This is a genomic window from Aeromonas molluscorum (genome assembly GCF_051376105.1).
In the GTDB taxonomy this organism is placed as follows: domain Bacteria; phylum Pseudomonadota; class Gammaproteobacteria; order Enterobacterales; family Aeromonadaceae; genus Aeromonas; species Aeromonas molluscorum.
Window position 1 is genome coordinate 564,883 of sequence record NZ_JBPQCY010000001.1, and the last position, 24,124, is coordinate 589,006.

The 24,124-nt window shown below is 56.7% G+C and carries 24 protein-coding genes, 1 tRNA gene and 1 riboswitch; of the genes, 8 read left to right on the plus strand and 17 right to left on the minus strand.

The features are described 5' to 3' along the window. From ACSMDR_RS02690 to lrp, 7 genes are all read right to left on the minus strand, one after another. Complete coding sequence (locus tag ACSMDR_RS02690; protein WP_224432737.1) at positions 1-492, minus strand: CvpA family protein; 492 nt, start codon at positions 490-492, stop codon at positions 1-3. Between the two features lie 123 nt (positions 493-615). Continuing rightward, positions 616-2,205 carry an AbgT family transporter gene (locus ACSMDR_RS02695; RefSeq protein ID WP_436466936.1) on the minus strand — a complete coding sequence of 530 codons (1,590 nt, stop codon included), beginning with the start codon at positions 2,203-2,205 and terminating at the stop codon, positions 616-618. Between the two features lie 235 nt (positions 2,206-2,440). After that, positions 2,441-3,736 (minus strand): serine--tRNA ligase, encoded by a 1,296-nt coding sequence (serS, locus tag ACSMDR_RS02700; RefSeq protein WP_436466937.1) that lies wholly within the window; start codon positions 3,734-3,736, stop codon positions 2,441-2,443. A 303-nt stretch (positions 3,737-4,039) separates the two neighbouring features. Then, entirely contained in the window at positions 4,040-5,377 is a 1,338-nt protein-coding gene (locus ACSMDR_RS02705; protein WP_436466938.1) for a replication-associated recombination protein A, read from the minus strand. Next, positions 5,377-5,985, minus strand: a complete 609-nt coding sequence (lolA, locus tag ACSMDR_RS02710; RefSeq protein ID WP_436466939.1) for an outer membrane lipoprotein periplasmic chaperone LolA — start codon at positions 5,983-5,985, stop codon at positions 5,377-5,379. Before lolA ends, ACSMDR_RS02705 begins: the two co-directional genes overlap by 1 nt. Positions 5,986-6,041: 56 nt before the next feature. After that, positions 6,042-8,540 (minus strand): DNA translocase FtsK, encoded by a 2,499-nt coding sequence (locus tag ACSMDR_RS02715; protein WP_436466940.1) that lies wholly within the window; start codon positions 8,538-8,540, stop codon positions 6,042-6,044. Between the two features lie 191 nt (positions 8,541-8,731). After that, positions 8,732-9,223 (minus strand): leucine-responsive transcriptional regulator Lrp, encoded by a 492-nt coding sequence (lrp, locus tag ACSMDR_RS02720; protein WP_005300047.1) that lies wholly within the window; start codon positions 9,221-9,223, stop codon positions 8,732-8,734. Between the two features lie 202 nt (positions 9,224-9,425). Here lrp and ACSMDR_RS02725 point away from each other — a divergent pair, with 202 nt between their 5' ends. Further along, on the plus strand, positions 9,426-9,845 hold the full coding sequence (locus ACSMDR_RS02725) for a hypothetical protein (protein WP_436466941.1): 420 nt from the start codon (positions 9,426-9,428) through the stop codon (positions 9,843-9,845). Between the two features lie 411 nt (positions 9,846-10,256). Then, the gene (gene trxB / locus ACSMDR_RS02730; RefSeq protein WP_005907674.1) at positions 10,257-11,207 is read left to right on the plus strand and encodes a thioredoxin-disulfide reductase; all 951 of its coding nucleotides are present in this window, start codon (positions 10,257-10,259) and stop codon (positions 11,205-11,207) included. A 189-nt stretch (positions 11,208-11,396) separates the two neighbouring features. Here trxB and ACSMDR_RS02735 read toward each other — a convergent pair whose 3' ends face one another. After that, complete coding sequence (locus tag ACSMDR_RS02735; RefSeq protein ID WP_005907676.1) at positions 11,397-11,867, minus strand: outer membrane lipoprotein; 471 nt, start codon at positions 11,865-11,867, stop codon at positions 11,397-11,399. Between the two features lie 20 nt (positions 11,868-11,887). Here ACSMDR_RS02735 and aat point away from each other — a divergent pair, with 20 nt between their 5' ends. The 3 genes from aat (at position 11,888) to infA (ending at position 13,595) form a co-directional block, all read left to right on the plus strand. After that, positions 11,888-12,595: a leucyl/phenylalanyl-tRNA--protein transferase gene (gene aat, locus ACSMDR_RS02740; RefSeq protein ID WP_436468181.1), complete on the plus strand. Its 708-nt coding sequence runs from the start codon at positions 11,888-11,890 to the stop codon at positions 12,593-12,595. Next, a complete protein-coding gene (locus tag ACSMDR_RS02745) occupies positions 12,592-13,308 on the plus strand; it encodes an arginyltransferase (protein ID WP_436466942.1) in 717 nt (238 codons plus the stop codon). Before aat ends, ACSMDR_RS02745 begins: the two co-directional genes overlap by 4 nt. A gap of 68 nt (positions 13,309-13,376) precedes the next feature. Next, positions 13,377-13,595, plus strand: a complete 219-nt coding sequence (gene infA, locus ACSMDR_RS02750; protein WP_005300033.1) for a translation initiation factor IF-1 — start codon at positions 13,377-13,379, stop codon at positions 13,593-13,595. Positions 13,596-13,660: 65 nt separating this feature from the next. Here infA and clpA read toward each other — a convergent pair whose 3' ends face one another. After that, positions 13,661-15,913, minus strand: coding sequence for an ATP-dependent Clp protease ATP-binding subunit ClpA (gene clpA / locus ACSMDR_RS02755; protein ID WP_436466943.1), 2,253 nt, complete (start codon positions 15,911-15,913; stop codon positions 13,661-13,663). 59 nt (positions 15,914-15,972) lie between these two features. Then, entirely contained in the window at positions 15,973-16,290 is a 318-nt protein-coding gene (clpS, locus tag ACSMDR_RS02760; RefSeq protein ID WP_005907683.1) for an ATP-dependent Clp protease adapter ClpS, read from the minus strand. A 230-nt stretch (positions 16,291-16,520) separates the two neighbouring features. On the opposite strand from clpS, the gene cspD reads away from it, so the two are divergent. Continuing rightward, a complete protein-coding gene (gene cspD, locus ACSMDR_RS02765) occupies positions 16,521-16,739 on the plus strand; it encodes a cold shock-like protein CspD (RefSeq protein WP_005907684.1) in 219 nt (72 codons plus the stop codon). A gap of 207 nt (positions 16,740-16,946) precedes the next feature. Here cspD and ACSMDR_RS02770 read toward each other — a convergent pair. Both ACSMDR_RS02770 and ACSMDR_RS02775 read right to left on the minus strand, forming a co-directional pair. Next, positions 16,947-17,034 (minus strand) — tRNA-Ser (locus ACSMDR_RS02770). 228 nt (positions 17,035-17,262) lie between these two features. Beyond that, positions 17,263-17,718 carry a type III secretion system chaperone family protein gene (locus ACSMDR_RS02775; RefSeq protein WP_083940412.1) on the minus strand — a complete coding sequence of 152 codons (456 nt, stop codon included), beginning with the start codon at positions 17,716-17,718 and terminating at the stop codon, positions 17,263-17,265. A 154-nt stretch (positions 17,719-17,872) separates the two neighbouring features. On the opposite strand from ACSMDR_RS02775, the gene ACSMDR_RS02780 reads away from it, so the two are divergent. Next, positions 17,873-19,210 (plus strand): flavohemoglobin expression-modulating QEGLA motif protein, encoded by a 1,338-nt coding sequence (locus tag ACSMDR_RS02780; protein WP_005907973.1) that lies wholly within the window; start codon positions 17,873-17,875, stop codon positions 19,208-19,210. Positions 19,211-19,322: 112 nt separating this feature from the next. Here ACSMDR_RS02780 and ACSMDR_RS02785 read toward each other — a convergent pair whose 3' ends face one another. Together ACSMDR_RS02785 and ACSMDR_RS02790 are read right to left on the minus strand one after the other, a co-directional pair. Continuing rightward, entirely contained in the window at positions 19,323-19,904 is a 582-nt protein-coding gene (locus tag ACSMDR_RS02785; RefSeq protein WP_040319358.1) for a thymidine kinase, read from the minus strand. Positions 19,905-19,989: 85 nt separating this feature from the next. Then, a complete protein-coding gene (locus ACSMDR_RS02790) occupies positions 19,990-21,564 on the minus strand; it encodes a Na+/H+ antiporter NhaC family protein (protein ID WP_436466944.1) in 1,575 nt (524 codons plus the stop codon). 84 nt (positions 21,565-21,648) lie between these two features. Further along, positions 21,649-21,820: riboswitch (Lysine riboswitch) on the minus strand. A gap of 318 nt (positions 21,821-22,138) precedes the next feature. On the opposite strand from ACSMDR_RS02790, the gene ACSMDR_RS02795 reads away from it, so the two are divergent. Beyond that, positions 22,139-22,540: an H-NS family histone-like protein gene (locus ACSMDR_RS02795; RefSeq protein WP_436466945.1), complete on the plus strand. Its 402-nt coding sequence runs from the start codon at positions 22,139-22,141 to the stop codon at positions 22,538-22,540. Positions 22,541-22,643: 103 nt separating this feature from the next. Here the strand turns inward: ACSMDR_RS02795 and ACSMDR_RS02800 are convergent, their stop codons facing one another. Genes ACSMDR_RS02800 through queE form a run of 3 tightly spaced genes read right to left on the minus strand, consistent with a single transcriptional unit; the run spans position 22,644 to position 24,103 of the window. After that, positions 22,644-23,204, minus strand: coding sequence for a cob(I)yrinic acid a,c-diamide adenosyltransferase (locus tag ACSMDR_RS02800; protein ID WP_005907978.1), 561 nt, complete (start codon positions 23,202-23,204; stop codon positions 22,644-22,646). Then, entirely contained in the window at positions 23,201-23,431 is a 231-nt protein-coding gene (locus tag ACSMDR_RS02805; RefSeq protein ID WP_005907980.1) for a DUF3820 family protein, read from the minus strand. The genes ACSMDR_RS02800 and ACSMDR_RS02805 overlap by 4 nt, the downstream gene beginning before the upstream one ends. After that, positions 23,432-24,103, minus strand: coding sequence for a 7-carboxy-7-deazaguanine synthase QueE (gene queE / locus ACSMDR_RS02810; RefSeq protein ID WP_436466946.1), 672 nt, complete (start codon positions 24,101-24,103; stop codon positions 23,432-23,434). Positions 24,104-24,124 lie beyond the last annotated feature (21 nt).

Here is a 24,124-nt window from a genome sequence, read left to right on the forward strand (position 1 = left end):
TCACTGTACCTGTTTAAGAAAACTCGATGAGTTCTGCATGAAATCAAAGAACCACTGGATGACCAGCCCGAATTCGGGGATCAACCGGGATCCCTGCCACCAATCCGCCTGAGGCAGGCTGGTGAAGGTATCCATAAAAAACAGCAGGGCGCTGACGATGAGCGCACCACGCAGGGCACCGAAGCAGATGCCGAGTACCCGATCCGTACCCGATAGCCCCGTCTTGTTGACCAGCTCCCCCACCACATAGTTGACGATGGCGCCAAGGATCAGGGTTGCGACGAAGAGGGCCGCGATGGCCAAGCCATTGCGCAGCAGCTGATCGGTGATGGAGGTGAAGAAGACGGCGAGATCGGGGTAGAAGTTACTGGCGATAAAGAAGGCGACAAACCAGGTAACGAGGGACATGGCTTCCTTGACGAAACCACGCACCAGGCTTATCAGGGCTGAGAGGGCAACGATGCCCAAAATTGTGTAATCAATCCAAACCATGAGTCGTTCGTGTGTCTTGCAAAATTGCGGCGAATTCTAACAAAAACGATTGCGGATTGCTTGGGAAACTTCTTCCCTTCCCCGCCAAAAATGAAGGGGCGCCCAGTTGGCGCCCCTGATGACTTAGCCCTGTGCCGGGTAGAAAGTGGCGGCGCCCGGGCCGACCGGCAGCCCCAGCACAAACACCCAGGCATAGAACAGCAGGCTCCAGCCCAGCAGGAATACCAGGGTATAGGGCAGCATGGTCGCAATGAGCGTGCCTATCCCTAAGGATTTCTGGTAACGCACCGCCACCGCCAGGATCAAGCCGAAGTAGCTCATCATGGGGGTGATGATGTTGGTCACTGAATCCCCGATCCGGTATGCCGCCTGGATGACCTCAGGGGAGTAACCAATCAGCATCAGCATGGGCACGAAGATGGGCGCCGTGACCGCCCACTGGGCCGATGCTGAACCAATCATCAGGTTGATGACGGCGCACATCAGTATGAAACCAAAGAAGAGACCAGGACCGGTCAGGCCCAGAGCCTGCAGGGCCCCTGCCCCCTTGACCGCAAACACTGTCCCGAAGTTGGTCCAGGAGAAGTAGGCAACGAACTGGGCCGCAAAGAACACCAGCACGATGTACATGCCCATGGTACTCATGCTGGTGGACATCGCCTTGATCACGTCCTTGTCGCTGGTCATGGTGCCCACGACCTTGCCGTAGACAAAACCTGGTACGGCGAAGAAGACGAAGATGAAGGCGACAATGCCGTGCAGGAAGGGAGAGCCCGCAATGGCCCCCGTCTCCGGATGGCGCAATATGCCATCCGCTGGTACCACGGTCAGCGCCAGCAGGCCGCTGACCACCAGCACGGCCACCAGGGCCGACCAGAGGCCACGCTTCTCCCGGGCAGTCAGGGACTCTGCCTGTTGATCCAGAGAGACACTCGCCTCGCTCGGGTCATATTTACCGAGCTTGGGTTCGACTATCTTCTCGGTCACCCAGGCGCCCAGGCCGGTGATGAGGAAGGTACTGACGAACATGAAGTACCAGTTCACCTCGGGGCCGACCACATAGCCGGGATCTATGATGCGGGCCGCTATCTGGGTGATGCCTGCGAGCAGGGGATCCACGGTGCCAAGCAGCAGATTGGCAGAGTAGCCACCGGAGACACCGGCAAAGGCCGCCGCCAGACCCGCCAGAGGATGGCGACCCAGGGAGTGGAAGATCATGGCCGCCAGGGGGATCAGCACCACGTAGCCAAGCTCGGCCGCCGTGTTGGACATGATCCCGGCAAAGACGATGGTCAGCGTGACCATGCGGCGGGAGGCGCTCATCACCATGCCCCGCATGGCGGCGCTGAGCAGGCCTGAGTGTTCGGCAATGCCCACCCCGAGCAGCGCCACCAGCACAGTGCCCAGCGGCGCGAAGCCGGTGAAGTTGGTCACCAGGTTGGAGACGATGCGTTGCAGTCCCTCGGCGCTGAGCAGGCTGACCACAGTGATCATGCCGTCCGCACTGCGACCGGGCGCCCCTTCCGGACGCGGATCCACCACGCTGACGCCAAACCAGGCGGCAATGCCGGAGGCCAGGATCAGGGCGAGGGAGAAGAGGGCAAATAAAGTGATGGGGTGTGGCAGCAAATTACCGAGCCACTCGACTCCGTTCAAAAAGCGATTGAACAGGCCGGGGCGCGCAGGCGCCAATGGTGTCGTCCTCGACGTCATCAATTACTCCTTATCCATTTGAAACATGCTGTCGGTCGGTGCAGCCGATACGCCTGCGTTTCTAGTGAACCTGAGCAAGGACGGAGTACGCATCCTGATCACCGAGCCGAAGTCAATCCTCGATGAATTAACCGCAAGCCTTTTACCCTCGGCTAACTGAATGCAATATGAATGGGAGCGTCAGAAACAAAAAAGCCATGGAAATCCATGGCTTATTGAATTCAAATGGGACAGGTTAGCCGATGTGGGTCAGACCACCCATATAGGACTGCAGGGCAGCCGGGATGGCGATTCGACCATCTTCCTGCTGATAGTTCTCGATGACCGCGACCAGGGTGCGGCCCACGGCCAGACCTGAGCCATTGAGGGTATGGATCAGTTGGGGCTTGCCGTCGATACGTACCCGAGCCTGCATGCGGCGCGCCTGGAAGTCGGTGCAGTTGGAGACGGAGGAGATCTCACGGTAGGTGTCCTGAGCCGGCAGCCACACTTCCAGATCGTAGGTCTTGGCAGCAGCAAAGCCCATGTCGCCGGTGCACAGCGCCATCACGCGATATGGCAGCTCCAGCAGTTGCAGCACCTTCTCGGCGTGCCCCACCATCTCTTCCAGCGCGTTCCAGGATTGCTCCGGGTGAACCAGTTGCACCATCTCGACCTTGTCGAACTGGTGCATGCGGATGAGGCCCTTGGTATCACGACCGTAGGAGCCAGCCTCGGAGCGGAAGCAGGGGCTGTGGGCGGTCATCTTGATGGGCAGTTCCTGCTCGTCGAAGATCTCGTCACGGGCCATGTTGGTGAGCGGCACTTCCGAGGTCGGGATCAAGGAGAGCTTGCGCTCCTTGCTGCCCTCTTCGGCGTCGGAGACGATACCCGTGTTGAAGAGATCGTCGGAGAACTTCGGCAACTGGGTGGTGCCATACAAGCTGTCCGGGTTCACCAGATAAGGCACGTAGCATTCGGTGTAGCCGTGCTGCTGGGTATGCAGGTCCAGCATGAACTGCGCCAGGGCGCGGTGCAGGCGGGCAATCTGACCCTTCATCACCACAAAGCGCGAGCCGGAGAGCTTGACGCCATTCTTGAAGTCCAGACCCTTGAGGCCCTCACCCACTTCCACGTGATCCCGCGGCGTGAAATCAAATTCACGGACAGAGCCCCAGCGGCGTACTTCGACGTTGTCGTTCTCGTCGCGCCCAGCCGGGGTGGTGTCGCTTGGCAGATTCGGCATGCCATCAGCGATGTCCTTGATATCACGCAGCAGCGATTCGAGTTCGACCTTGCTGGTTTCAAGCTCGTCGTTGATCTTGGTAACGATGGCCTTGAGCGGCGCCACATCTTCCCCACGGCGAGCAGCCTCACCGATGGATTTGGAGCGGGCGTTACGCTCGGCCTGCAGCTCCTGAGTGCGGGACTGCAGATCCTTGCGCTTCTCTTCCAGAGCATTGACCGCCGCTACGTCCAGAACGTAGCCACGTGTCGCCAGACGAGCGGCAGCCTCATCGATTTCGCTGCGCAGATATTTGGGATCCAGCATGGTTTACCTACTTTTTTCAGATGGGACCTGCGCCTGGGTCATCAAACCTGGCGAGAGAACAGATCCAGAAGTTAACATCGGTTGGCGCACCCCGGGTCTTCAGGATCGAGCCTGCAAAATCAGGCCTTCGAAATCAAGAAGATGGCGCAAGGCCGAGACAAACGGGGTCAGAGGGGCAGTGTAGCAGACCGCCCCCCTGCCCGAACAGGGACTATTGCTGTCGTTTTTGCCAAGTTTGGGGGCATGAGACAGTCGATATTCGCCGATCCGGTCGATTGGCATACCAATCTCCGGACTCGCAGCCTAGTTGTCTCTTTTGCGCGGACTCTGCTTGTCCAGCTCACGCAGGTAATCCAGTTTCTGGGCTATCTGCTTCTCGAGTCCCCTGTCCGTCGGCTGGTAATAGTGCTTGCCAGCGAGCTCTGGTGGGAAGTAGCTTTCGCCAGCCGCGTAGGCGCCAGCTTCGTCGTGGGCGTAGCGGTACTCGGCGCCATAGCCCAAATCACTCATCAACTTGGTCGGTGCATTGCGCAGGTGCGGCGGCACCTCGAAGTCCGGCAGGTTCTTGGCATCGTTGAGCGCCGCCTTCCAGGCGGTGTAGACCGCATTGCTCTTGGGGGCGCAGGCGAGATAGACGATGGCCTGGGCGATGGCCCGCTCCCCTTCCGCCGGACCGATGCGATGGAAGCAATCCCAGGCCGAGAGCGCCACCTGCATGGCACGGGGGTCGGCATTGCCCACATCTTCCGAGGCAATGGCCAGCAAACGACGGGCAATATAAAGCGGATCGCAACCGGCACTCACCATGCGGGCATACCAGTAGAGGGCCGCATCGGGCGCCGAGCCGCGAATGGACTTGTGCACCGCCGAGATCAGATCGAAGAAGTGATCCCCCCCCTTGTCGAAGCGGGCCACGTGCTCACCCACCACGGCGGCGAGCAGGGCACTGTCAATCAGCCGCTCCCCCGCCCCGTTGGCCTCGGCCATGTCGGCCAGCAGCTCCAGGTAGTTGAGAGACTTGCGCCCATCCCCATCCACCGCCTTGGCCAGCGCCTCCTTCACCCCGGGCGCAAAGGTCAGTGTGGCGTCATTGAGGCCACGGGAGTCGGTCAGCGCCTGATCGATCATGGCGAGGATATCTTCCTCTTCCAGCCGCTTGAGCAGATAGACCCGGGCTCGGGAGAGCAAGGCGTTGTTGAGTTCGAATGAAGGGTTTTCGGTAGTGGCGCCGATGAAGGTGATGGTGCCATCTTCGATGTGGGGCAGGAACACATCCTGCTGGCTCTTGTTGAAGCGGTGCACCTCATCGACGAAGAGGATGGTGCGCACCCCGCGCCAGCTGTTCTCCTTCGCCTTGTCGATGGCGGCGCGGATCTCCTTGATGCCGGAGGTGACCGCGGAGAGCCGCTCGACCTCGGCCTGACAGTAGTGCGCCATCAGCTCGGCGAGAGTGGTCTTGCCGGTGCCAGGGGGCCCCCACAGGATCATGGAGTGGCAGTGACCGGCCAGGATGGCTTTGCGCAGGGGCTTGTCCGGCCCCAGAATGTGTTGCTGCCCTATGTACTGGTCAAGGGTCTGCGGCCGCATCCGTGCGGCCAGCGGACGAAAGTCCGACGAGAAGTCTAACGAGAGATTGCTCATCAGCGTTGATCGTCCAGCGCGACCCCCTTGGGCGTCTTGAACACGAATTCGTTGCCCTTGAGCGCCGGCTTGCGGTTGAAACCGCTCAGGGTGAACTCGCTCCACTGGCCTTGAGCCTCTTTCACATCGAAGCGGCTGATGTTGTCCTGCCTGTCGAAAGTGATACGGAAGGAGGCGATCAGCTCGTCCTGGTTGCGGCTGGTGACGGTAAAGACATCGTCCTGCTCGGTCACGTCGTAGTTTTTCCAGTACTTGTCATCGCTGCTGGCGATCAGGATGAAGGGAGTATTGACCACCGCATCCTGCAACTTGAGGGCGGTGACCTGTTCGACGAAGGGATCATAGATCCAGACATCCTTGCCATCGGCCACGATCAGGCTCTCATCCGGACTCTTGGTGTGCCAGTTGAAACGATTGGGGCGCGACACAAGCAGATCGCCGCTCGCCTTCTGCAGCTCTTTGCCCTTGCTGTCAAAGACAGTCTGCTGGAACTGGGCGGAGAAGAGGTTGACAGCCGCCAGCTTCTGCTTCAGATCACTGGCCGCATCGGCCCAGACCTGGCTGCTGGCGATGAGCAGTACGCTTCCCATCAATAACTGTTTTTTCATAAGGTCTCTCGATAAAAGGCCACACCCGCTAAGGGCATGGCCAGGACACAAAAGGGTTAATCACGCACCGGCGGCGGTGCCAGCACATCCCGTTGGCCGTTGCCACCGGGGCTGCTGACGATGCCCTGATTCTCCATCTGCTCGATGAGGCGGGCCGCTCTGTTGTAACCGATCTTGAACTTGCGCTGCACGCTGGAGGTAGACCCTCGACGCGATTCCACCACGAAGGCCACCGCCTCGTCGAACAGAGGGTCCAGCTCTTCGTCGCCGACATCGCCGCCACCGCTGCTGCCACCCTCATCCGACTCACCGGAGAGGATCTCCTCGATGTAGTTCGGCTCACCACGCAGTTTCCAGTCCGCTACCACCTTGTGTACCTCATGGTCATCGACGAAGGCGCCGTGAACCCGGGTCGGGTTGGAGGTACCGGCCGGCATGTAGAGCATGTCGCCCATGCCGAGCAAGGATTCGGCGCCGCCCTGATCCAGGATGGTGCGGGAATCTATCTTGCTCGACACCTGGAAGGAGATCCGGGTCGGGATGTTGGCCTTGATGAGGCCGGTGATCACATCCACCGAGGGACGCTGGGTCGCCAGGATCAGGTGAATACCGGCCGCCCGCGCCTTCTGGGCGATACGGGCAATCAGCTCTTCAACCTTCTTGCCGACGATCATCATCATGTCGGCAAACTCGTCCACCACCACCACTATGTGCGGCAGTTTCTCAAGCTCGGGAGCCATCTGGTCCATGGAATCCCCCGGGCGCCACAGCGGATCGCGCATGGGGTTGCCCGCATCAGCCGCCATCTGCACCTTGGTGTTATAGCCCTTGAGGTTACGTACCCCGACCACCGACATCAGCTTGTAGCGACGCTCCATCTCGCCCACGCACCAGCGCAGGGCATTGGCGGCATCCTTCATGTCGGTCACCACCTCGGTGAGCAGATGGGGTATTCCCTCGTAGACCGAGAGTTCCAGCATCTTGGGATCGATCATGATGAAGCGCAGATCGTCCGGGCTCGCCTTGTAGAGCATGGAGACGATCATGGTGTTCACCCCGACCGACTTGCCCGAGCCGGTAGTACCGGCCACCAGCAGGTGCGGCATCTTGGCCAGGTTCACCACCACCGGCTCGCCGGCGATATCCTGGCCAAGCACCATGGTCAGGGGACTCTCGCTGTTGTGGAAATCTTCGCAATCCACCACTTCGCGCATGTAGACCGTCTGGCGAACCCGGTTGGGCAGTTCGATACCGATAAAGGTCTTGCCGGGTATCACCTCCACTACCCGTACACTGCTGGCGGAGAGCGAGCGCGCAAGATCGCGGGAGAGGTTGGTTATCTTGCTCGCCTTCATGCCGGGGGCCAGGTCGAGTTCAAAGCGGGTGATGACAGGGCCCGGATAGACACCGACCACCTTGGCCTGCACGTTATAGTCGGCAAGCTTGGCCTCCACCAGGCGCGCCATGCGCTCCAGCTCCTCCGGGCTCATGGACTGGGTCTTGGCCGGGGGGCGGTCGAGCAGGTCCAGACTCGGCAGCGGTGCCATATTGGCCATGGTAGTGCGTTTGGAGACAGGACGGGGCACCGGGCTCGGGGCCTCGTCACCATTGTCAGCCCAAGGCAGGTCCAGATCATCCTCATTGGCCATCACCACCGGCTGGCGGGGGCGCTGGGCACGTTTGACGGGGGCCGGCGCCGGCTCCTCATCATCGTCAAAATCAGGATCGAACTGGAAGGTATCTTCGTCCAGCTCAGGCAACCACTCCTCAGACTTGGCCGCCCTCTTCCCCTTGCTGCCCTGTTGGGGCGCCTTGGCCTGGCGCAACCAGCCACCGTGAGGCTCATCGTCGTCCTCGTCATCCAGGGCCAGGGTGCCGGCACTGCCTTCCAGCAAGGGATCCGGTCCCTCAAAGCGGGGTTGACGCCAGCCGCCACTGAGCCAGTTACCCAAAGTTGTGGGCAAGTGATAGAGGGCAGAGACTGACCCGGTACAGGCACCGCCGATCCGCTCGACTATGGTGAGCCAGGACCAGCCGGTGAACAGGGTGATGCCTGTTGCCACGAAACAGAGCAGCATCAGGTTGGCGCCGACGCCGCCAAACAGCGGGATCACGGCCGAGGCTATCACATCGCCGACCAGGCCACCGGCCGAGAAGTTCTGCATGTCATTGAAGTTCATGCTGGCGATGGCCGACATGCCGAGTACCGTCAATATGAAACCAACAATGCGCACCGACAGGGTAAGGTAGTCGACTTCCAGCAAGCGGCTCGGCCGCCAGAACAGACTCCACCCCAGCAGCACCAGCAAAGGCGGTACCAGGTAGGAGAAGGCCCCGAAGGTGAACATGGTGATATCGGCTATCCAGGCACCGGCGCTACCTGCCAGATTCTTCACGTCCCCTTCCCAGGAGGTCTGGGACCAGCCGGGATCGGCAGGGTGGTAGGTGAGCAGGGCAAGCAAGAGGTAGGCAGCCAGCAGTGTGATGGCGATCAAGACGGCTTCGAAGATCCGTTGGGTGCCTGATAAAGGAGTAAACAGCTTTTTCTCGGCCAAACTCCGGCTCCTTTCTGAAAAACATGATAACGCGTGGGACAAGGGGGCCCAGTATCCCTGAAAAACCTATCACTTGTCAGCCTGCCCAGCCATTGATGCGACAGACTCGACAAGCAGAAACGAGCGGACTGGCCGCTCGTTTCTCATTTTATGATGCATCAATTGCCTGTCACATCACAGCACAAAATACTCTATCGGGTACTAATTACCAGACGACTGCTCTGTTTAACTTCTTCCATCACCACATAGGTGCGCGTGTCGTTGACGCCAGGCAGTCGCAACAGGGTTTCCCCAAGCAGACGGCGGTAGGCAGACATGTCGCTGACGCGGGTTTTGAGCAGGTAATCGAAATCACCGGAGACCAGATGACACTCCTGGATCTCTTCGAGTACTTGAACCGCCTTATTGAACTGTTCAAACACGTCCGGGGCGCCCCGGTTCAGGGTGATTTCCACAAACACCAGCAGAGAAGCATCCAGATAATGAGGGTTCAGAATAGCGGCATATCCTTCGATATAGCCTTGTCGCTCCAGGCGACGAACCCGTTCCAGACAGGGTGTGGGACTCAGGCCAACTCGTTTGGACAACTCAACATTCGAAATCCTGCCATCCTTTTGCAGTTCATTGAGAATGTTGCGATCAATCCTGTCCAAATCCTTTAGCCGACTCTTAGCTTCCATCATTTTATTCCATCCTTTGGCTATTTTTTGGTAAGAATCACCAGTCATTTTATAATTATGGTCACAAATCCTGTCAATACCTGAATATGCGAGGCGCACATGTTGCCCGACAACGGAGCAACATAAAACACCGATCTATAGACAAGGGGGGAGCAAGATTATCGGTGTACCTAAAGAAATAAAAAACCATGAATATCGCGTAAGCATGGTTCTGGCCAGTGTACGTGAACTGGCAGCACGAAACCATACTGTTTTCGTCCAACGCGGCGCAGGAACTGGCATCGGCTTCACTGACGCAGACTATCACGCTGCTGGCGCCGAAATATTGGCCGCTGCTGCTGATATTTTTGCAACGTCGCAGATGACAGTCGGGGTCAAAGAGCCCATGCAGCCAAGCTGCCATCCAGTGACCCCACCAAGTGCCATTTACCTATACCGCCCTCTGGTGCCGGGTCTGCCCCAGCCCCCTGTGCTGGCAACTGCGCTCTGTTCTGCATCGCTTACCCGCCAGTCAGCGATGCCTGGGGTGGTCTGCCTTCGCTGGTCCCCATGTCCGGCATCGCCGATCGCATGTCTATTCACGCCGGTGTCCAGGCGTCACTGCGCCGAAACTTGTCACCCGTGAACGTACTGCCGCCATGAAGCCATGGTTCGGCCGGCGCCGTGGCTCGTACCGCTGCCTTGGCCCTCAACAACGCTACCCTGCCCGTCCTCATCCGTCTGGCAGATAAAGGCGACTAAAGCCGCCCTGCTTGCCGACAACCACCTGATCAACGGCCTGAACCCGATGGCGGTAAATGGTTCTCTGCCAAAGCCCACGGCCTTGTCGTCACCCATTCCCAGACCCTGTTGGACTGATCCCACTTGCCAGCAAGTCGCGAAGAGTACAAAACGCCCGCGATGGGCGGTTTTTGATGTCCGAACGCGCGCCAGCCCGCACCGACTATCGATTAACACAATCGATGCACTGCCCTTTGACCCTGGATCACGAATTCCCTACAATCGCGCAAACTCATTACGTCTCGGAAATCACACCATGAGCGAAGTCATTCACAGCAAGCTGCTGATCCTGGGCTCAGGCCCGGCAGGCTACACGGCCGCCGTCTACGCAGCCCGTGCCAACCTCAATCCACTGCTGGTCACCGGCATGCAGCAAGGCGGTCAGCTGACCACCACCACGGAAGTGGAGAACTGGCCCGGTGATGCGGAAGGACTGACCGGTCCTGCGTTGATGGAGCGAATGAAAGAGCATGCGGAAAAATTTGATACTCGCATCCTGTTCGATCACATCAACGAGGTGTCCCTGAATGAGCGCCCGTTCCGCCTCAAGGGCGACAGCAGCGAGTACAGCTGTGATGCCCTGATCATCGCCACAGGCGCCTCTGCCAAATACCTGGGTCTGCCTTCTGAAGAGGCCTTCAAGGGGCGCGGCGTCTCCGCCTGCGCCACCTGTGATGGCTTCTTCTATCGCAATCAGGAAGTGGCCGTCATTGGCGGGGGCAATACCGCCGTGGAAGAAGCCCTCTATCTGGCGAACATCGCCAAGAAGGTGCATCTGGTCCATCGTCGCGACGAGTTCCGCGCCGAGAAGATCCTGATCAAGCGCCTGCATGACAAGGTAGCCAGTGGCAACATAGTGCTGCACACCTATCAGACCCTGGACGAAGTGCTGGGCGACGACATGGGTGTGACCGGCATCCGGCTGCGCAGCACCAAGGATGACAGCACCTCTGAGCTGCCGCTGATGGGAGTCTTCATCGCCATTGGCCATCAGCCGAACACCCAGATCTTCGAAGGTCAGCTGGCCATGGAGAATGGCTATCTGCTGGTACGCGGCGGTCTGCAAGGTTTCGCCACTCAAACCAGCATTGAAGGCGTATTCGCCGCAGGCGACGTGGCCGACCACAACTACCGTCAGGCCATCACCTCGGCCGGGACTGGTTGCATGGCCGCCCTGGATGCTGAACGCTTCCTCGATGCGCAGTAAGCGCCGCCAGCCCCAGTAGGGGCAGGTGATGAAAATGACAAAGGCATGCCCCGGCATGCCTTTGTTGTCTCCGGGATACGCGTATCGCCCTCTAGCCCGCACGCTGCCCTTCTTCATCGGCCCACACCGCGCTTGTCTACTACTCAGCTCAGCTGACAGAGGCTGACGACTCTGGGGCGAGGCGAGAATTCAATAAGTCTTGTCGACCCGCACTCCATCATCAAAGTAAAGGATACGAACCTTATCGCCCTGGGCGAAGACCATGCTCGAATCAAAATCCTGAATGACATTGACCAGTGCCCCCTGATCATTGCGGATCAGCAGCTCCACCAGTTTGTTCTCCACCACCTCAGTGCCGGACTGGTAATATTGCGCCGCACCGGCACCCGCCAAGGCCCCCACCGCGGTGGCTATCTCCCGGCCATGACCGCCGCCAAACTGGTTGCCAAGCAAGCCCCCGATGAGTGCCCCACCCAACGTCTTCCAGCCGGATTGTTCAGACTCAATCACCTGACGCTGGGTGATGTTGCGCATCGTCTCGACCTGACCAAATACCACCTGGTTGACCGGCCGCGCCGTATTGCGTTGATAGACCTCGGCACTGGCCTGCACCGTGACAAAGCACAGCAGGCTGGATACTATCAGGATAATGGCCTTCATCTATGAAACCTCTCGATGCTATGTCTTGTTACCTGACCCAACTGGATGATGAGCCGACCCGGTTCCCCCACCCCAAACACGCTCTGGATGAACCCAATGGCCTGCTGGCGATCGGGGGCGATCTCTCCCCTCCTCGTCTGCTCGCAGCTTACCACAACGGGATCTTTCCATGGAATGAACCCCATCAGGCCCTGCTATGGTGGTCGCCGGACCCCCGTGGAGTAATAGTTCCCTCACGCCTGCATGTCGGGCGCAGTCTGAAAAAGTTTTTGCGCCGTCATTCATTCGATATTTCCATCAATCGCGCCTTTAATCAGGTTATCGCCGCCTGCGCCGCCCCCAGGCCCACCGCCAGTGGTACCTGGATCAGCGATGAGATGATAGCGGCCTACCAGGCGCTGCATCGTCAGGGGCACGCTCACTCCATCGAAGTGTGGCAAGACGGGCAGTTGCAGGCGGGGCTCTATGGTATCGCCGTCGGTCGCCTCTTCTGTGGCGAATCCATGTTCAGCCGTATAGATAACGGTGCAAAAGTGGCCATGTGGGCCTTGTGCCGCCATTTTGAATGCCACGGCGGGGCCCTCATTGACTGCCAGATGCAAAACAGCTTCCTGGCTACCCTGGGCATCGAAGAGTGGCCCCGTAGCCAGTTTTTGGCGGCGCTGGCGACACTGCGACAGCAACCACTGCGTGAAGGGTGCTGGCAAACGAGGTCCATCAACCTATGACTGAAGAAGTGATCCTCAAAGTAGGCCTGACTCCCAAACATGCCTGCAGCTATCTGGAACATCAACAGGAGCAGTTGCTGGTACTGATGGATAACGACCTGCTCAATGCTCATGGTTACGAGCGCTTGTTGACCGCTGGCTTTCGCCGCAGCGGCAATGATATCTATCGCCCCCACTGTCCGAGCTGCAACGCCTGTCAGTCTCTGCGTATCCACAGCGAGCAGTTTGTAGCGAGTCGCAGCCAGAAGCGGATCCTGCAACAAAACCGGGATCTCTCCCTGGTGCTTAGCTATGGCGATAAGCCCGAATATTATCAGCTGTATGAACGTTATATCCGCCAGCGACACCGGGACGGCAGCATGTATCCTCCCAGCCGCAACCAGTACAAGGGCTTCTTGCACTGTGACTGGATGCCGCCGCTCTATCTCGAGATCCATCAGAATAACCGGCTTATCGGTGTGGCAGTCACGGATCTCCTGCCCCACGCCTTGAGCGCCATGTATACCTTTTTCGACCCCGCCTTTGCCGATCGATCTATCGGCACCTTTGCCATCTTAAGCCAACTGGATCTGGGGCGGCGAACTGGCCGTCACTGGCTCTATTTGGGCTATCACGTTGAGGAGTGCCGCAAGATGAAATACAAGAGTCGTTTCCTTCCCCATGAGCGACTCATTAAGGGTGAATGGAAAAATATCGCCACCAAGCCCGAGTAAACTTTACACATTGGCTTAAATCCGGCATGATCCAGCGGATTTTTGTTGTGGCTTATCAAGAGGATTCAATGGCTAAAGAAGACAGTATTGAGATGCAGGGCACTATCTTGGAAACCCTGCCCAATACCATGTTCCGTGTGGAACTGGAGAATGGTCACGTGGTTATCGCTCACATTTCCGGCAAGATGCGCAAAAACTACATTCGTATCCTGACTGGCGACAAGGTGACAGTCGCTCTGACTCCCTACGATCTCTCCAAGGGTCGTATTGTTTTCCGCTCTCGCTAAGCCAGGAATTCAGCAAAAAACCCCAACCTGATGGTTGGGGTTTTTTGTCGTTTCGTGGTTTCTATTTAGTGAGGCACGGCTTCAACATCGACCTGAAAATCGAAGCTGAGGCTATCATTTACTACTTCAACCTTGACGATACCCCCATCGACCAGTGAACCAAACAGGATCTCATTGGCCAGGGGTTTCTTGAGGTGCTCCTGAATGACCCGCCCCATGGGTCTAGCTCCCATCGCCCTGTCATAGCCCTTCTCAGCCAACCAGTGACGGGCACCTTCCGATATCTCAAGGGATACTCCCTTGGCGTCCAGCTGTACCTGAAGTTCGACGATGAACTTGTCGACCACTTGGTAGATCACCGCCATATCCAGATGGTTAAACCAGATAGTGTGATCAAGCCGGTTACGGAACTCTGGGCTGAACGTCTTGTTGATCACCTCCATGGCGTCGTGGCTGAGATCCTGCTGCTGGAAGCCAATGGACTTTCGCTGAGTCTCCTGGACACCCGCATTGGTGGTCATCACCAAGATGATGTTGCGAAAATCTGCCTTGCGACCGTTATTATCGGTAAGAGTCCCATTGTCCATGACCTGCAGCAACAGGTTGAACACATCCGGGTGCGCCTTCTCTATCTCATCAAGCAACAATACGGCATGGGGATGTTTGATCACTGAATCAGTCAACAGGCCCCCTTGTTCAAAACCAACATAGCCGGGCGGTGCACCAATCAGCCTGGAGACAGTATGACGCTCCATGTATTCCGACATGTCAAAGCGCAGCATCTCGACTCCAAGCGCCTTCCCGAGCTGCTGGGTGACTTCTGTTTTCCCCACCCCTGTTGGGCCAGCAAACAGGAAGCAACCGACAGGACGACGCTCATTCCCCAACCCTGAACGAGAGAGACGAATGGCATCGGTCAACACCGAAATGGCCTTATCTTGACCAAATACCACCATCTTGAGGTTGCGCTCCAGATTTTTGAGCACCTCCTTATCGGAAGAGGAAACAGATTTTTCCGGAATGCGCGCTATCTTGGCCACGATGGATTCAATCTCGGCCACATTGATCACTTTCTTGCGCTTGCTCACTGGCAGCATACGCTGCCCCGCCCCAGCTTCATCGATCACATCAATGGCTTTGTCCGGCAGATGGCGATCATTGATGTACTTGGCTGAGAGCTCGGCCGCAGCCCGAATGGCCTTGGCGGTATAGCGCACACTATGATGCGCCTCGTAGCGACTCTTGAGACCCATCAGGATGCGAGTCGTGTCATCTATGGTCGGTTCTACGATGTCTATCTTTTGGAAGCGGCGCGCCAAGGCGCGATCTTTCTCGAAGATCTGGGCATATTCCTGGTAGGTGGTTGAACCCACGCAACGCAGCAGACCATTGGAAAGCAGAGGCTTGATCAAGTTGGCCGCATCCAGCTGACCACCGGATGCCGCCCCTGCACCTATGATGGTGTGTATTTCGTCGATAAACAGAATGGCTCCTTCCTGGCGCTCAATCTGTTTGAGTAGCACCTTGAGGCGCTTCTCGAAGTCACCACGATACTTGGTACCGGCCAATAGGGATCCCATATCCAGGGAATAGATGGTGCTGCCGGCAATGACTTCAGGCACATCCCCCTTGACGATGCGATAAGCCAAACCCTCGGCGATGGCAGTCTTGCCCACGCCGGCTTCCCCGACCAACAAAGGGTTGTTTTTACGGCGGCGGCACAATACCTGGATGGTGCGGCTCAGCTCCTGATCGCGACCAATCAAGGGATCTATTCGTCCCTCCAGCACCAGCTGGTTGAGGTTAGTGGCAAAGCTCTCTATCTGGGCGGCTGAGACATCATCGTCAGCATCGGCATTGTTTTGCGGGGTGTCTGGTTTGTTGTCTTTGCGCACACCATGGGAGAGGAAATTGACCACATCCAGTCGGCTAATGTCGGATTTTTTCAGGAAGTAAGCAGCCTGGGACTCCTGCTCACTGAAGATGGCCACCAGCACGTTGGCACCACTGACTTCGGTATGACCCGAAGATTGCACGTGGAATACTGCGCGTTGCAGCACACGCTGGAAACCTAGAGTTGGCTGGGTTTCTCTGTCTTCGTCATCGGCGGCAATTAACGGTGTGGTCTGATTGATGAAGGCGGCGATCTCCTTGCGCATCAATTCCACATCCGCACCACATGAACTCAAGGCCTCGTGGGCTGAGCTGTTATCCAGCAGGGCCAACAACAGGTGCTCAACGGTCATGAATTCGTGACGCTCATCGCGAGCGAGCTTGAAAGCCTCGTTCAGCGTCTTCTCTAGCTCTTTGTTCAACATAGGCACCTCCCCTAAGTACAGCAACAATGTGGTGTCGTTCTGTCATCACGTCATGTCGTTTAGGCCTTTTCCATCGTACATAGCAGTGGATGTTCGTTATTACGTGAATAGGTATTGACCTGGACCACCTTAGTCTCCGCTATCTCGGCGGTGAAGGTGCCACAGACTCCCTTACCACTATAATGCACACTCAGCATGATCTGGGTAGCCTTATCCAGATCCATCCGGAAGAACCGCTGCAAGACTTCAACCACGAACTCCATCGGGGTGTAGTCATCATTATTGAGCAGCACCTTGTACATGGATGGCGGCTGCAGCTTGGTCTTCTCGGACTGCGCAATCTCTTCATTAACAAAGAGTTCTTTTTGCTTACTCATGATTGTGCTTGGGTACCTCTAGATTACTACCGCCTGGCGTCAGGCTGTCAATAGACTTGTTAACTGGATCACATGACTTGTTAACAACTTCTTGACTCGACCATCAGTTGGACTAAATTGGTTACTTGCTAATCGGCGCCCCACCATTATTAGGCTGATATATCTAGTTATAATGGGCTGGTGCAGGTTACTCAACGACTTTAGGGTAATCAATAAAAGGATGTAGATGTATGGCAACCGGAACAGTCAAGTGGTTTAACAACGCAAAAGGATTTGGGTTTATCTGTCCGGAAGGGGGCGGTGACGATATCTTCGCCCACTACTCCACCATTCAAATGGAAGGTTACAGAACCTTGAAAGCGGGTCAAGCTGTGCAGTTTGAGCTTCAACAGGGTCCAAAGGGCAATCATGCCGCTGTTATTGTGCCGAATGAAGCACAAAACATCTGAGTCAAGGTTGGATAAATAAAAAATCCGGCCTCTTTTAGGCCGGATTTTTTATTTATCTCTGCTTCCGCCCACAGCAACCATCACTTACCCCCAGCCAAGTGCCATAGCGGGAATATAAAACGCTCCCTCGCCTGAAGGGGACAAAGATGATGAATATTGACGAATGCCAGACAGCAAAAAGCCCGACCTGAGCCGGGCTTTTCAATATGGCGGTGAGGGAGGGATTCGAACCCTCGATACGTTGCCGTATACACACTTTCCAGGCGTGCTCCTTCAGCCACTCGGACACCTCACCAAATTTTTTACTGCTTTGAAGTGGCTTTCGGAGCACGGGTTGCGTGCTTCTATTCCGACTTCGTCGGTGGGCAGCCATTCGGACACCCCACCAAATTTTCTGACTGCTATTTTACCTGTTCAATCATCAGGATCGCTCATGGCCTTGGCCGCGACAACGGGGCGTAATTTAGGGGAAAGCCGCTCGCCCGTCAACGGCTTTCTCTGCCTCCCGCGTTCGACTGCCGGATTAATGCACAGATCCCGGTTCAACCACCACATCAACCAGGTTTAGGAAGCCCAAACGCTCACACTCGGCAACCACATCATGGGTCGCGGCTATGGTGCTCTGCACAAACAAGATGAACTGTTCGACCGTAAGACCCGCCTTGGTGAACACCGTATGGCCGACCACTAGTCGTGGCAAGTTGTCATCAATGATGTCGAGAAACACCTTGAGCGAGGGATATTGCATGTTGAGCCGACCCAGTTCAGCCACCATGGGCAACAGCGCCGCAGGGCGAATTTCCAGCTCGGAGGAGAACAACAATCCTTCCTCTTCAACAAAGACGCGGCTCTCCTGGATGCCTTCCACAGATTGCAGGGAGACGATATGGATGCCATGGCACTGATCGCAGACATAATGCTCGATACGAGCCTGTTGCAGCCAACGCATTATCATTTCGGAGCTGGGTGTATTCATCATGACGTTATGGGACTCTTGAAAGCGAGGGGCGCAGTCTAAACCAATTTGTGGTCAACCTAAAGTAGAGGCCCCTGCCCGCCTCTGTTTGCGCTTCTTTTTGACACTGACAGTCCATATACTCAGCCCACCTGCGCGCAGCCCGAACCGAGTGTCGATGACCATCCAAGAGAAATATCGCCTGCACCTCAAGTCCCTCTCCGATGAGCTGCTGGTGTTGCAAAAGCCGATCCGCATTCTGGATGCCATCAAATGGCCCCACCATATCCGTCATGACTTTCTGGCCAAGGGCGGCAAGACTCTGCCAGCTATCGATACCAACTTCTATCAGGGCCTGGATCTGGGGTTCGACCCACGTAACAAGTACCTGGAGCTCAAGGAGCTCAGGGACAGGATCCGCCGCAAATTGGGCCCCCATGATGACTTGGGCCGCATACTGCAAGCCAACGTCGATCAGTACATGGTGGTGATCGAGATGCTGCGCCAACGCGGCCAGCCCGATTTTCTGCGTTACAGTCAACGCCTCTATGGTTCGGCCCGGGATCACCTGAGGGGCGATCGCAAGACACTGCGTGAGCTGGGAGAGCGGTTGTGCGATATCTTTTCCCTGCCGGGTGCCCGCCATTTGGTGCGCCCCTACCCCAAGGAGTTTGAGGGGCAGGCTGCGGTAGACCGGCTGCAGGACAAACTATCCAGCTACTTTCGCGACGGCCAGGTGCAGGTAAAGCTGAGCGATGGCATCGTCTCGGATGCGGCAGCTGGCGGTGACTATATCAAGCTGAGCAGTCATGCCCGCTTCTCCGAGCTCGACTTGCAGGTGTTGGAGGTCCACGAGGGGTGGGTTCATGTCGGTACCACCCTCAATGGCCGACAGCAGCCTTATGCGACCTGGCTCAGTGCCGGCTCGCCGCGCATCACGGCCTGCCAGGAGGGATTGGCGGTTCTGATAGAGACCCTCACTTTCAGCTCCTTCCCGGACAGGGCTAAACGTATCTCGGACAGGGTGATGGCCATCGACATGGCCGAGAATGGTGCGGACTTCATCGAACTCTATCGCCATTTTCTGGACAAGGGCGCGAGCGAACATGATGCCTACAAGATCACCCAGCGGGTGTTCCGGGGCGGCATGGTGGAGGGAGGGGCTTGCTTTACCAAGGATCTCTCCTATGTAAAGGGCTATGTGGAGACGGTCAACTTCATTCGCAGCGCCGTGTTGGAAGGGGTACCCGAGATCTTGCCGATGCTGTTTGTGGGCAAGGTGACCCTGGACGACATCCCCGTGCTCTATCAGCACTATCTGGAAGGCTTGATCGCTGCCCCCAAGTACCTGCCCCCCATGTTCCGCGACCTGACCGGTCTCTATGTCTGGTTCGGTTTCGCCTCCGGCATGTCCCTTGTCGATATCGGCCGGGTGCAGCAACACTTTCGCCAGCTGTTCCATCGTCTGCCGGTAGCCGATCCCATCATCACCCCGGTCGATAGCGAATTCGATTAACCGCTCCGGCACGCCCGCGCCGAGCCTCGTCCTGTTACTCGGCCTTGAACCAAACATAAAAAGGGCCCGACAGGGCCCTTTTTATGTTTGCTAAAACCTGCGCAACCTGAACTTAACGAAATGCCCGGCCAGCCAGATAGTGCTTACGGCACAGGGAGACATAACGGGCATTGCCTCCTATTTCCACCTGAGCGCCATCCCGCGCGACCTGGCCATCGGCATTGACCCTGGCATTCATGTGCGCCTTGTTGCCACACCAGCAGATACTCTTGAGCTCTTCCACCTTGTCAGCCAGACAGAGCAGATGGTAGGAGCCGGGAAACAGCTCGGCACGGAAGTCTATCTTGAGGCCATAGGCAATCACGGGAATCCCCGCCTCGTCCACCACCCTGGCCAGCTGATAGACCTGCTCCTTGGTGAGAAATTGCGCCTCATCGACGATGAACACATCGATGGCCTGCTCGGCATGACGGGCCTTGACCATCTCGAACAGATCGCAGTTATCGCTAAACACCTCCGCCTTTAATTCCAACCCGACCCTGGCGCTGATCACCCCGAGTCCGGATCTGTCATCAATGGCTGGCGTCATGGCCAGAGGGTGCATGCCCCGCTCGAGATAGTTGAAGTGCGCCTGGATAAGCTGGGTGGATTTTCCCGAGTTCATCGCGGCGAATTTGTAATGTAATGAGGCCATGCTTGCTCCGATACCAATTTATGGCGCGCATGCTAACGCAGCATGACGCCAAAAACAAAGGGGCCCACAGGCCCCTCGTCATTCATCAGGCGGTGACTGCCGCCTTCTGACTGGCTCTAAGATAGAAAAGTGTCACCCCGAGGAACCAGACGCCGCTGGTAACAAAACCAGCGGTGACCGAGTGAGTCGCCCCCAGCACCAGGTAACCGAAGGCTGCCCCGATGGCAATGGTCAGCGCATAAGGCAGCTGAGTCATCACGTGATCGATATGATGGCAACCGGCGCCGGTGGAAGAGAGGATGGTGGTATCCGATATCGGTGAACAGTGATCGCCGAATACGGCCCCGGCCAGCACGGCAGAGAGCATCGGCAACATCATGCTTATCTCGCTGGCGGCGGCCATGTCACCGGCCAGGGGCAACATTATGCCGAAGGTCCCCCAGCTGGTGCCGGTCGCAAATGCCATGGCGCCGGAGAGGCAGAACATCACCACGGGCAGCAACTCGATGGGCAGCCCGCTCTGAGCCAGGGAAGCCAGGTATTTCCCTGTCTCCACATCGCGAATGACGGCGCCTATGGCCCAGGCAAACACCAGAATGTAGATGGCGGGCAGCATAGCCATGACACCGTGCTTGACGACCTCGAGCCAGGTACGCAGGCTCAGCCCCATGCGCAAGGTCAGCACCACGGCGACCCCAAGCCCGCACAGGCCGCCATTGACCAGGGAAGCGCCCACATCGGTATTTTCGAACGCGCCCAGTACCCCGAACGGCAACCCCTTCTCGGCCAGGGCAGCAGCCCCGGTGGCCATCATGAAATAGACGGTGGACGCGGTCAGGGTCAGGATTGGCAACACCAGATCGATGACCCGGCCGCGACTGGAGACGGGCAGATCGCCGCTGCTACCGGGAGGCACGCCCTTGGCCGGATCCCACAACTGCCCTTTGAGGGCACGCTGCTCATGCTCACGCATGGGACCGATGTCGAGCTGGAACACGATCACCACCAACACCATGGCCAGGGTGAACAGGGCATAGAAGTTCATGGGGATCATCTGCACAAAAGCAGATATCGGGCTCTGATCCTGAATACCATGGGCGGTCAAGATGCCACCGATGAGCGCGATGATATAGGCCCCCCATGAGGAGATCGGCATCAATACACAGACGGGGGCTGCGGTTGAGTCAAGCAGATAGGCCAGCTTGGCCCGGGATATATTGAAACGATCGGTCAGCGGACGGCAGATGGTCCCCACCGACAGACTGTGAAAATAGTCATCGATGAAGAACAGGAACACCAGCAGGCCGGTCAGCATCTTTGCCCCCCGTCTGTCCTGGATACGCTGCGCGGCCCATTCTGCGAATGCCAGAGTCGCGCCCGACACCGTCAGCAAGCTGATGATGCCACCCAGCAGCAGCAGGAACACCAGTATGTTGACGTTCCAACCATTCAAGGCACCGTCAGCCCAGAAGATCCCCTTGGCCACCTGGCCGAGATACTCGGCACTGGCCAGTGGCACAAACTGGTTTACCAGCAAACAACCCAGCACAATGCCAACCCCGAGAGAGAGCAGCACTTTGCGGGTCGTGACAGCCAGTATGACTGCCGCTAAAGGGGGAATGAGGGACCACGCCGAATCGGCGTAATGGGTAATGTCCATGATCTCTTGACACCTACAACATAAGGTGGAGATCTACCGAGAGGATAAAGAAGAAAATGAGCCCGTGAAGGGTTACTCCTCAGCCCCTTCAGTAGCGCTCCATAGTGATTGACTATGGCAGTACTGCACCTGTTCGATGCAATCCCAGCGACCCTGCATGATGGCATGATCACTTCGGCGCTGGCTCCTTTCCTCATGCTTCACAGGCATCACCCTCCGCATGAGTAGTTATAGGCAGCGCGCCTCTACTTAAAAGGTATTCGGCGGGTATTTTATCCTGATGATATTTTATATCAAGTTTTTTGATTTAATACTCATTCGAATCAAGATCTTTCGCCCAATGCCAGTGAGAGATTTTACGCAGCCTGCATTCGGCGAGATTTTAACCTGACAGCCACATTAATGGGGTTTTACACCCTAATTAACCCATCGACAGGGATTAAAAAATAATGTTCTTAATTTCTAATCATTATTTATTAATTCTCTCGACTTGACTTAATGTCATCCTGACGTATAAATTACCAGAAAATAGTTATCCAATAATTATCCCTTTCTTGCTCGCATGGTAACCACTATGACTGAATTTCTGAAAGTACTGCTGAATATCCGTAGCCTGCGTGCCGCTTGCCGTGAGCTGACCCTGGAACAACTGGAAGAAGGGCTGGAGAAATTCTCCACCATCGTTGCTGAACGTCAGCAAGATGAAGCCGTAGATCGTCAGGCTCGCGAAGAGCGTCAACGTAAAATCAATGAATATACCGAAATGCTGAAAGCCGCGGGGATCGACCCGGCTGAATTGGTTAGCACAGCCCCCTCCTCCGAACCGGCTAAAGGCAGCAAGCGCGCTCCGCGTCCGCCGAAATACCGTTATGACGACAACGGTGTCGAGAAAACCTGGACCGGTCAGGGCCGCATGCCTTCTGCCATCGCCAAGGCTGTTGAAGCTGGTAAATCCCTGGCAGATTTCGCTATCTAATAGATCCAGGTATTGCCCATGAAAAAACCTCGCATAGCGAGGTTTTTTTTTGCCTGATCCAAACAAGGCTACGTTCTGTCTGCTGGCAGAGCCATACTGGCATTCATCTGTCTGCCGCCTTGACCCAATGCACTTCCGGCTTGCCCTCTTGGCATACCAGATAGCGAGCCAGAGTGAAGAACCAGTCACTTAGCCGGTTAACGTAGGGAATAACGGCAGGGTTGATCTGCTCTTGTTCCGCCAGGACAAGCAGTTGTCGCTCACAACGCCGAGTCAGCGTCCGCACCACATGCGCCAAGGCGCCAGCCTCAGTTCCACCGGGTAGAATAAACTGGCGCAGCGGGGGTAATTGTTCAGTGTAGTGATCGATCTGGGATTCCAATCGTGCCGTCCATTCTTCCCTGACCTGCCAAATAGCACTCGACTGCGCCTCGCTCGAAAAGGCCAATTCGCCGCCCAGGTCAAACAACTCCTGTTGAATGAGTGTCAGCTCGGCTAATACCTGAGATTGCTGATCGGTTATTTTCGCAGCAAGAAGACCTATATGAGAATTTAATTCATCTATATCGCCATAACTGGCTACTCTCTGATGACTCTTGGCAATGCGGCTACCATCAGCCAATCGGGTCATCCCCTTGTCGCCTTGTCGGGTATATATTCTCATACTGATATCCTATCTATGATGGGGACTATCATTGCTTCGAGCCCATTTAATTTTATCTCATACGCCAATGCCAGCGATTGCCCCAAGGAGCCAGCCGGAAATCCACTTCTGGCCATCCACACCAGGTAGGGTTCAGGTAAATCGATGAGCCTGCGCCCCCGATATTTACCATAAGGCATTGGCTTGGCCAGGCTCAGCAATATCTGTTCGTCGGGCAAGGTGGTCATTTAATCGATTTCCAGATATTTGTGAGTCTGGATAGAGAGGCGCCAATTACGCTCGATACAGACCGCCATGGCAAGCTCGGTGGCCCTGGGCTTCTGGCTGATGGGTTGCAGCGCTATCACCACATCCTCACGCAACTGGGCGCCAGATAGCAAGTCATCCAGCTCCTCGACATGCCGCATCATGGCCACTGGATGCTTGATCTCATTGGCCCTCGCCAAGGCACTGGGCAGCACTGTCAGCCCGCCTGCCATCCCTATTTTGGGAGAGACGGTGACCCAGGTAGCCGGATGGGTCAATATCTCGCTGGTGCCGCTGGTTTCTATCTGCAGCTGATAGCCAGCCTGGTGCAAGGTCTCGCTGAGCTCGTTCAGGTCATAGAGACAAGGTTCCCCTCCGGTGATCACCACATGCTTGGCCCGATAGCCCAACTCGGCAAGACTGGCCAATACCTGAGCGCCGCTCATCGGGCTCCAACCATCGGATTCGTTGGAGCAATCCAATACCTGGCTGACAGGCACCTGGCGCGCCGGATCCACCACCCAGGTATGACGGGTGTCACACCAGGGACAGCCGACGGGACAGCCCTGCAAGCGCACGAAGATAGCGGGCAGGCCGGTGAACACCCCCTCCCCCTGTATGGTCTGAAAAATTTCGTTAATCGGGTAGAGCATCATAAAACTACTGGTTACCAA

Excerpts from the sequence above, each read along its gene's own strand:
- ACSMDR_RS02690 (WP_224432737.1), bottom strand. The coding sequence starts at position 492 with ATGGTTTGGATTGATTACACAATTTTGGGCATCGTTGCCCTCTCAGCC.
- ACSMDR_RS02695 (WP_436466936.1), bottom strand. The coding sequence starts at position 2,205 with ATGACGTCGAGGACGACACCATTGGCGCCTGCGCGCCCCGGCCTGTTC.
- serS (WP_436466937.1), bottom strand. The coding sequence starts at position 3,736 with ATGCTGGATCCCAAATATCTGCGCAGCGAAATCGATGAGGCTGCCGCT.
- ACSMDR_RS02705 (WP_436466938.1), bottom strand. The coding sequence starts at position 5,377 with ATGAGCAATCTCTCGTTAGACTTCTCGTCGGACTTTCGTCCGCTGGCC.
- lolA (WP_436466939.1), bottom strand. The coding sequence starts at position 5,985 with ATGAAAAAACAGTTATTGATGGGAAGCGTACTGCTCATCGCCAGCAGC.
- lrp (WP_005300047.1), bottom strand. The coding sequence starts at position 9,223 with ATGATGGAAGCTAAGAGTCGGCTAAAGGATTTGGACAGGATTGATCGC.
- ACSMDR_RS02725 (WP_436466941.1), top strand. The coding sequence starts at position 9,426 with ATGGTTCTGGCCAGTGTACGTGAACTGGCAGCACGAAACCATACTGTT.
- trxB (WP_005907674.1), top strand. The coding sequence starts at position 10,257 with ATGAGCGAAGTCATTCACAGCAAGCTGCTGATCCTGGGCTCAGGCCCG.
- ACSMDR_RS02735 (WP_005907676.1), bottom strand. The coding sequence starts at position 11,867 with ATGAAGGCCATTATCCTGATAGTATCCAGCCTGCTGTGCTTTGTCACG.
- aat (WP_436468181.1), top strand. The coding sequence starts at position 11,888 with ATGTCTTGTTACCTGACCCAACTGGATGATGAGCCGACCCGGTTCCCC.
- ACSMDR_RS02745 (WP_436466942.1), top strand. The coding sequence starts at position 12,592 with ATGACTGAAGAAGTGATCCTCAAAGTAGGCCTGACTCCCAAACATGCC.
- infA (WP_005300033.1), top strand. The coding sequence starts at position 13,377 with ATGGCTAAAGAAGACAGTATTGAGATGCAGGGCACTATCTTGGAAACC.
- clpA (WP_436466943.1), bottom strand. The coding sequence starts at position 15,913 with ATGTTGAACAAAGAGCTAGAGAAGACGCTGAACGAGGCTTTCAAGCTC.
- clpS (WP_005907683.1), bottom strand. The coding sequence starts at position 16,290 with ATGAGTAAGCAAAAAGAACTCTTTGTTAATGAAGAGATTGCGCAGTCC.
- cspD (WP_005907684.1), top strand. The coding sequence starts at position 16,521 with ATGGCAACCGGAACAGTCAAGTGGTTTAACAACGCAAAAGGATTTGGG.
- ACSMDR_RS02775 (WP_083940412.1), bottom strand. The coding sequence starts at position 17,718 with ATGATGAATACACCCAGCTCCGAAATGATAATGCGTTGGCTGCAACAG.
- ACSMDR_RS02780 (WP_005907973.1), top strand. The coding sequence starts at position 17,873 with ATGACCATCCAAGAGAAATATCGCCTGCACCTCAAGTCCCTCTCCGAT.
- ACSMDR_RS02785 (WP_040319358.1), bottom strand. The coding sequence starts at position 19,904 with ATGGCCTCATTACATTACAAATTCGCCGCGATGAACTCGGGAAAATCC.
- ACSMDR_RS02790 (WP_436466944.1), bottom strand. The coding sequence starts at position 21,564 with ATGGACATTACCCATTACGCCGATTCGGCGTGGTCCCTCATTCCCCCT.
- ACSMDR_RS02795 (WP_436466945.1), top strand. The coding sequence starts at position 22,139 with ATGACTGAATTTCTGAAAGTACTGCTGAATATCCGTAGCCTGCGTGCC.
- ACSMDR_RS02800 (WP_005907978.1), bottom strand. The coding sequence starts at position 23,204 with ATGAGAATATATACCCGACAAGGCGACAAGGGGATGACCCGATTGGCT.
- ACSMDR_RS02805 (WP_005907980.1), bottom strand. The coding sequence starts at position 23,431 with ATGACCACCTTGCCCGACGAACAGATATTGCTGAGCCTGGCCAAGCCA.
- queE (WP_436466946.1), bottom strand. The coding sequence starts at position 24,103 with ATGCTCTACCCGATTAACGAAATTTTTCAGACCATACAGGGGGAGGGG.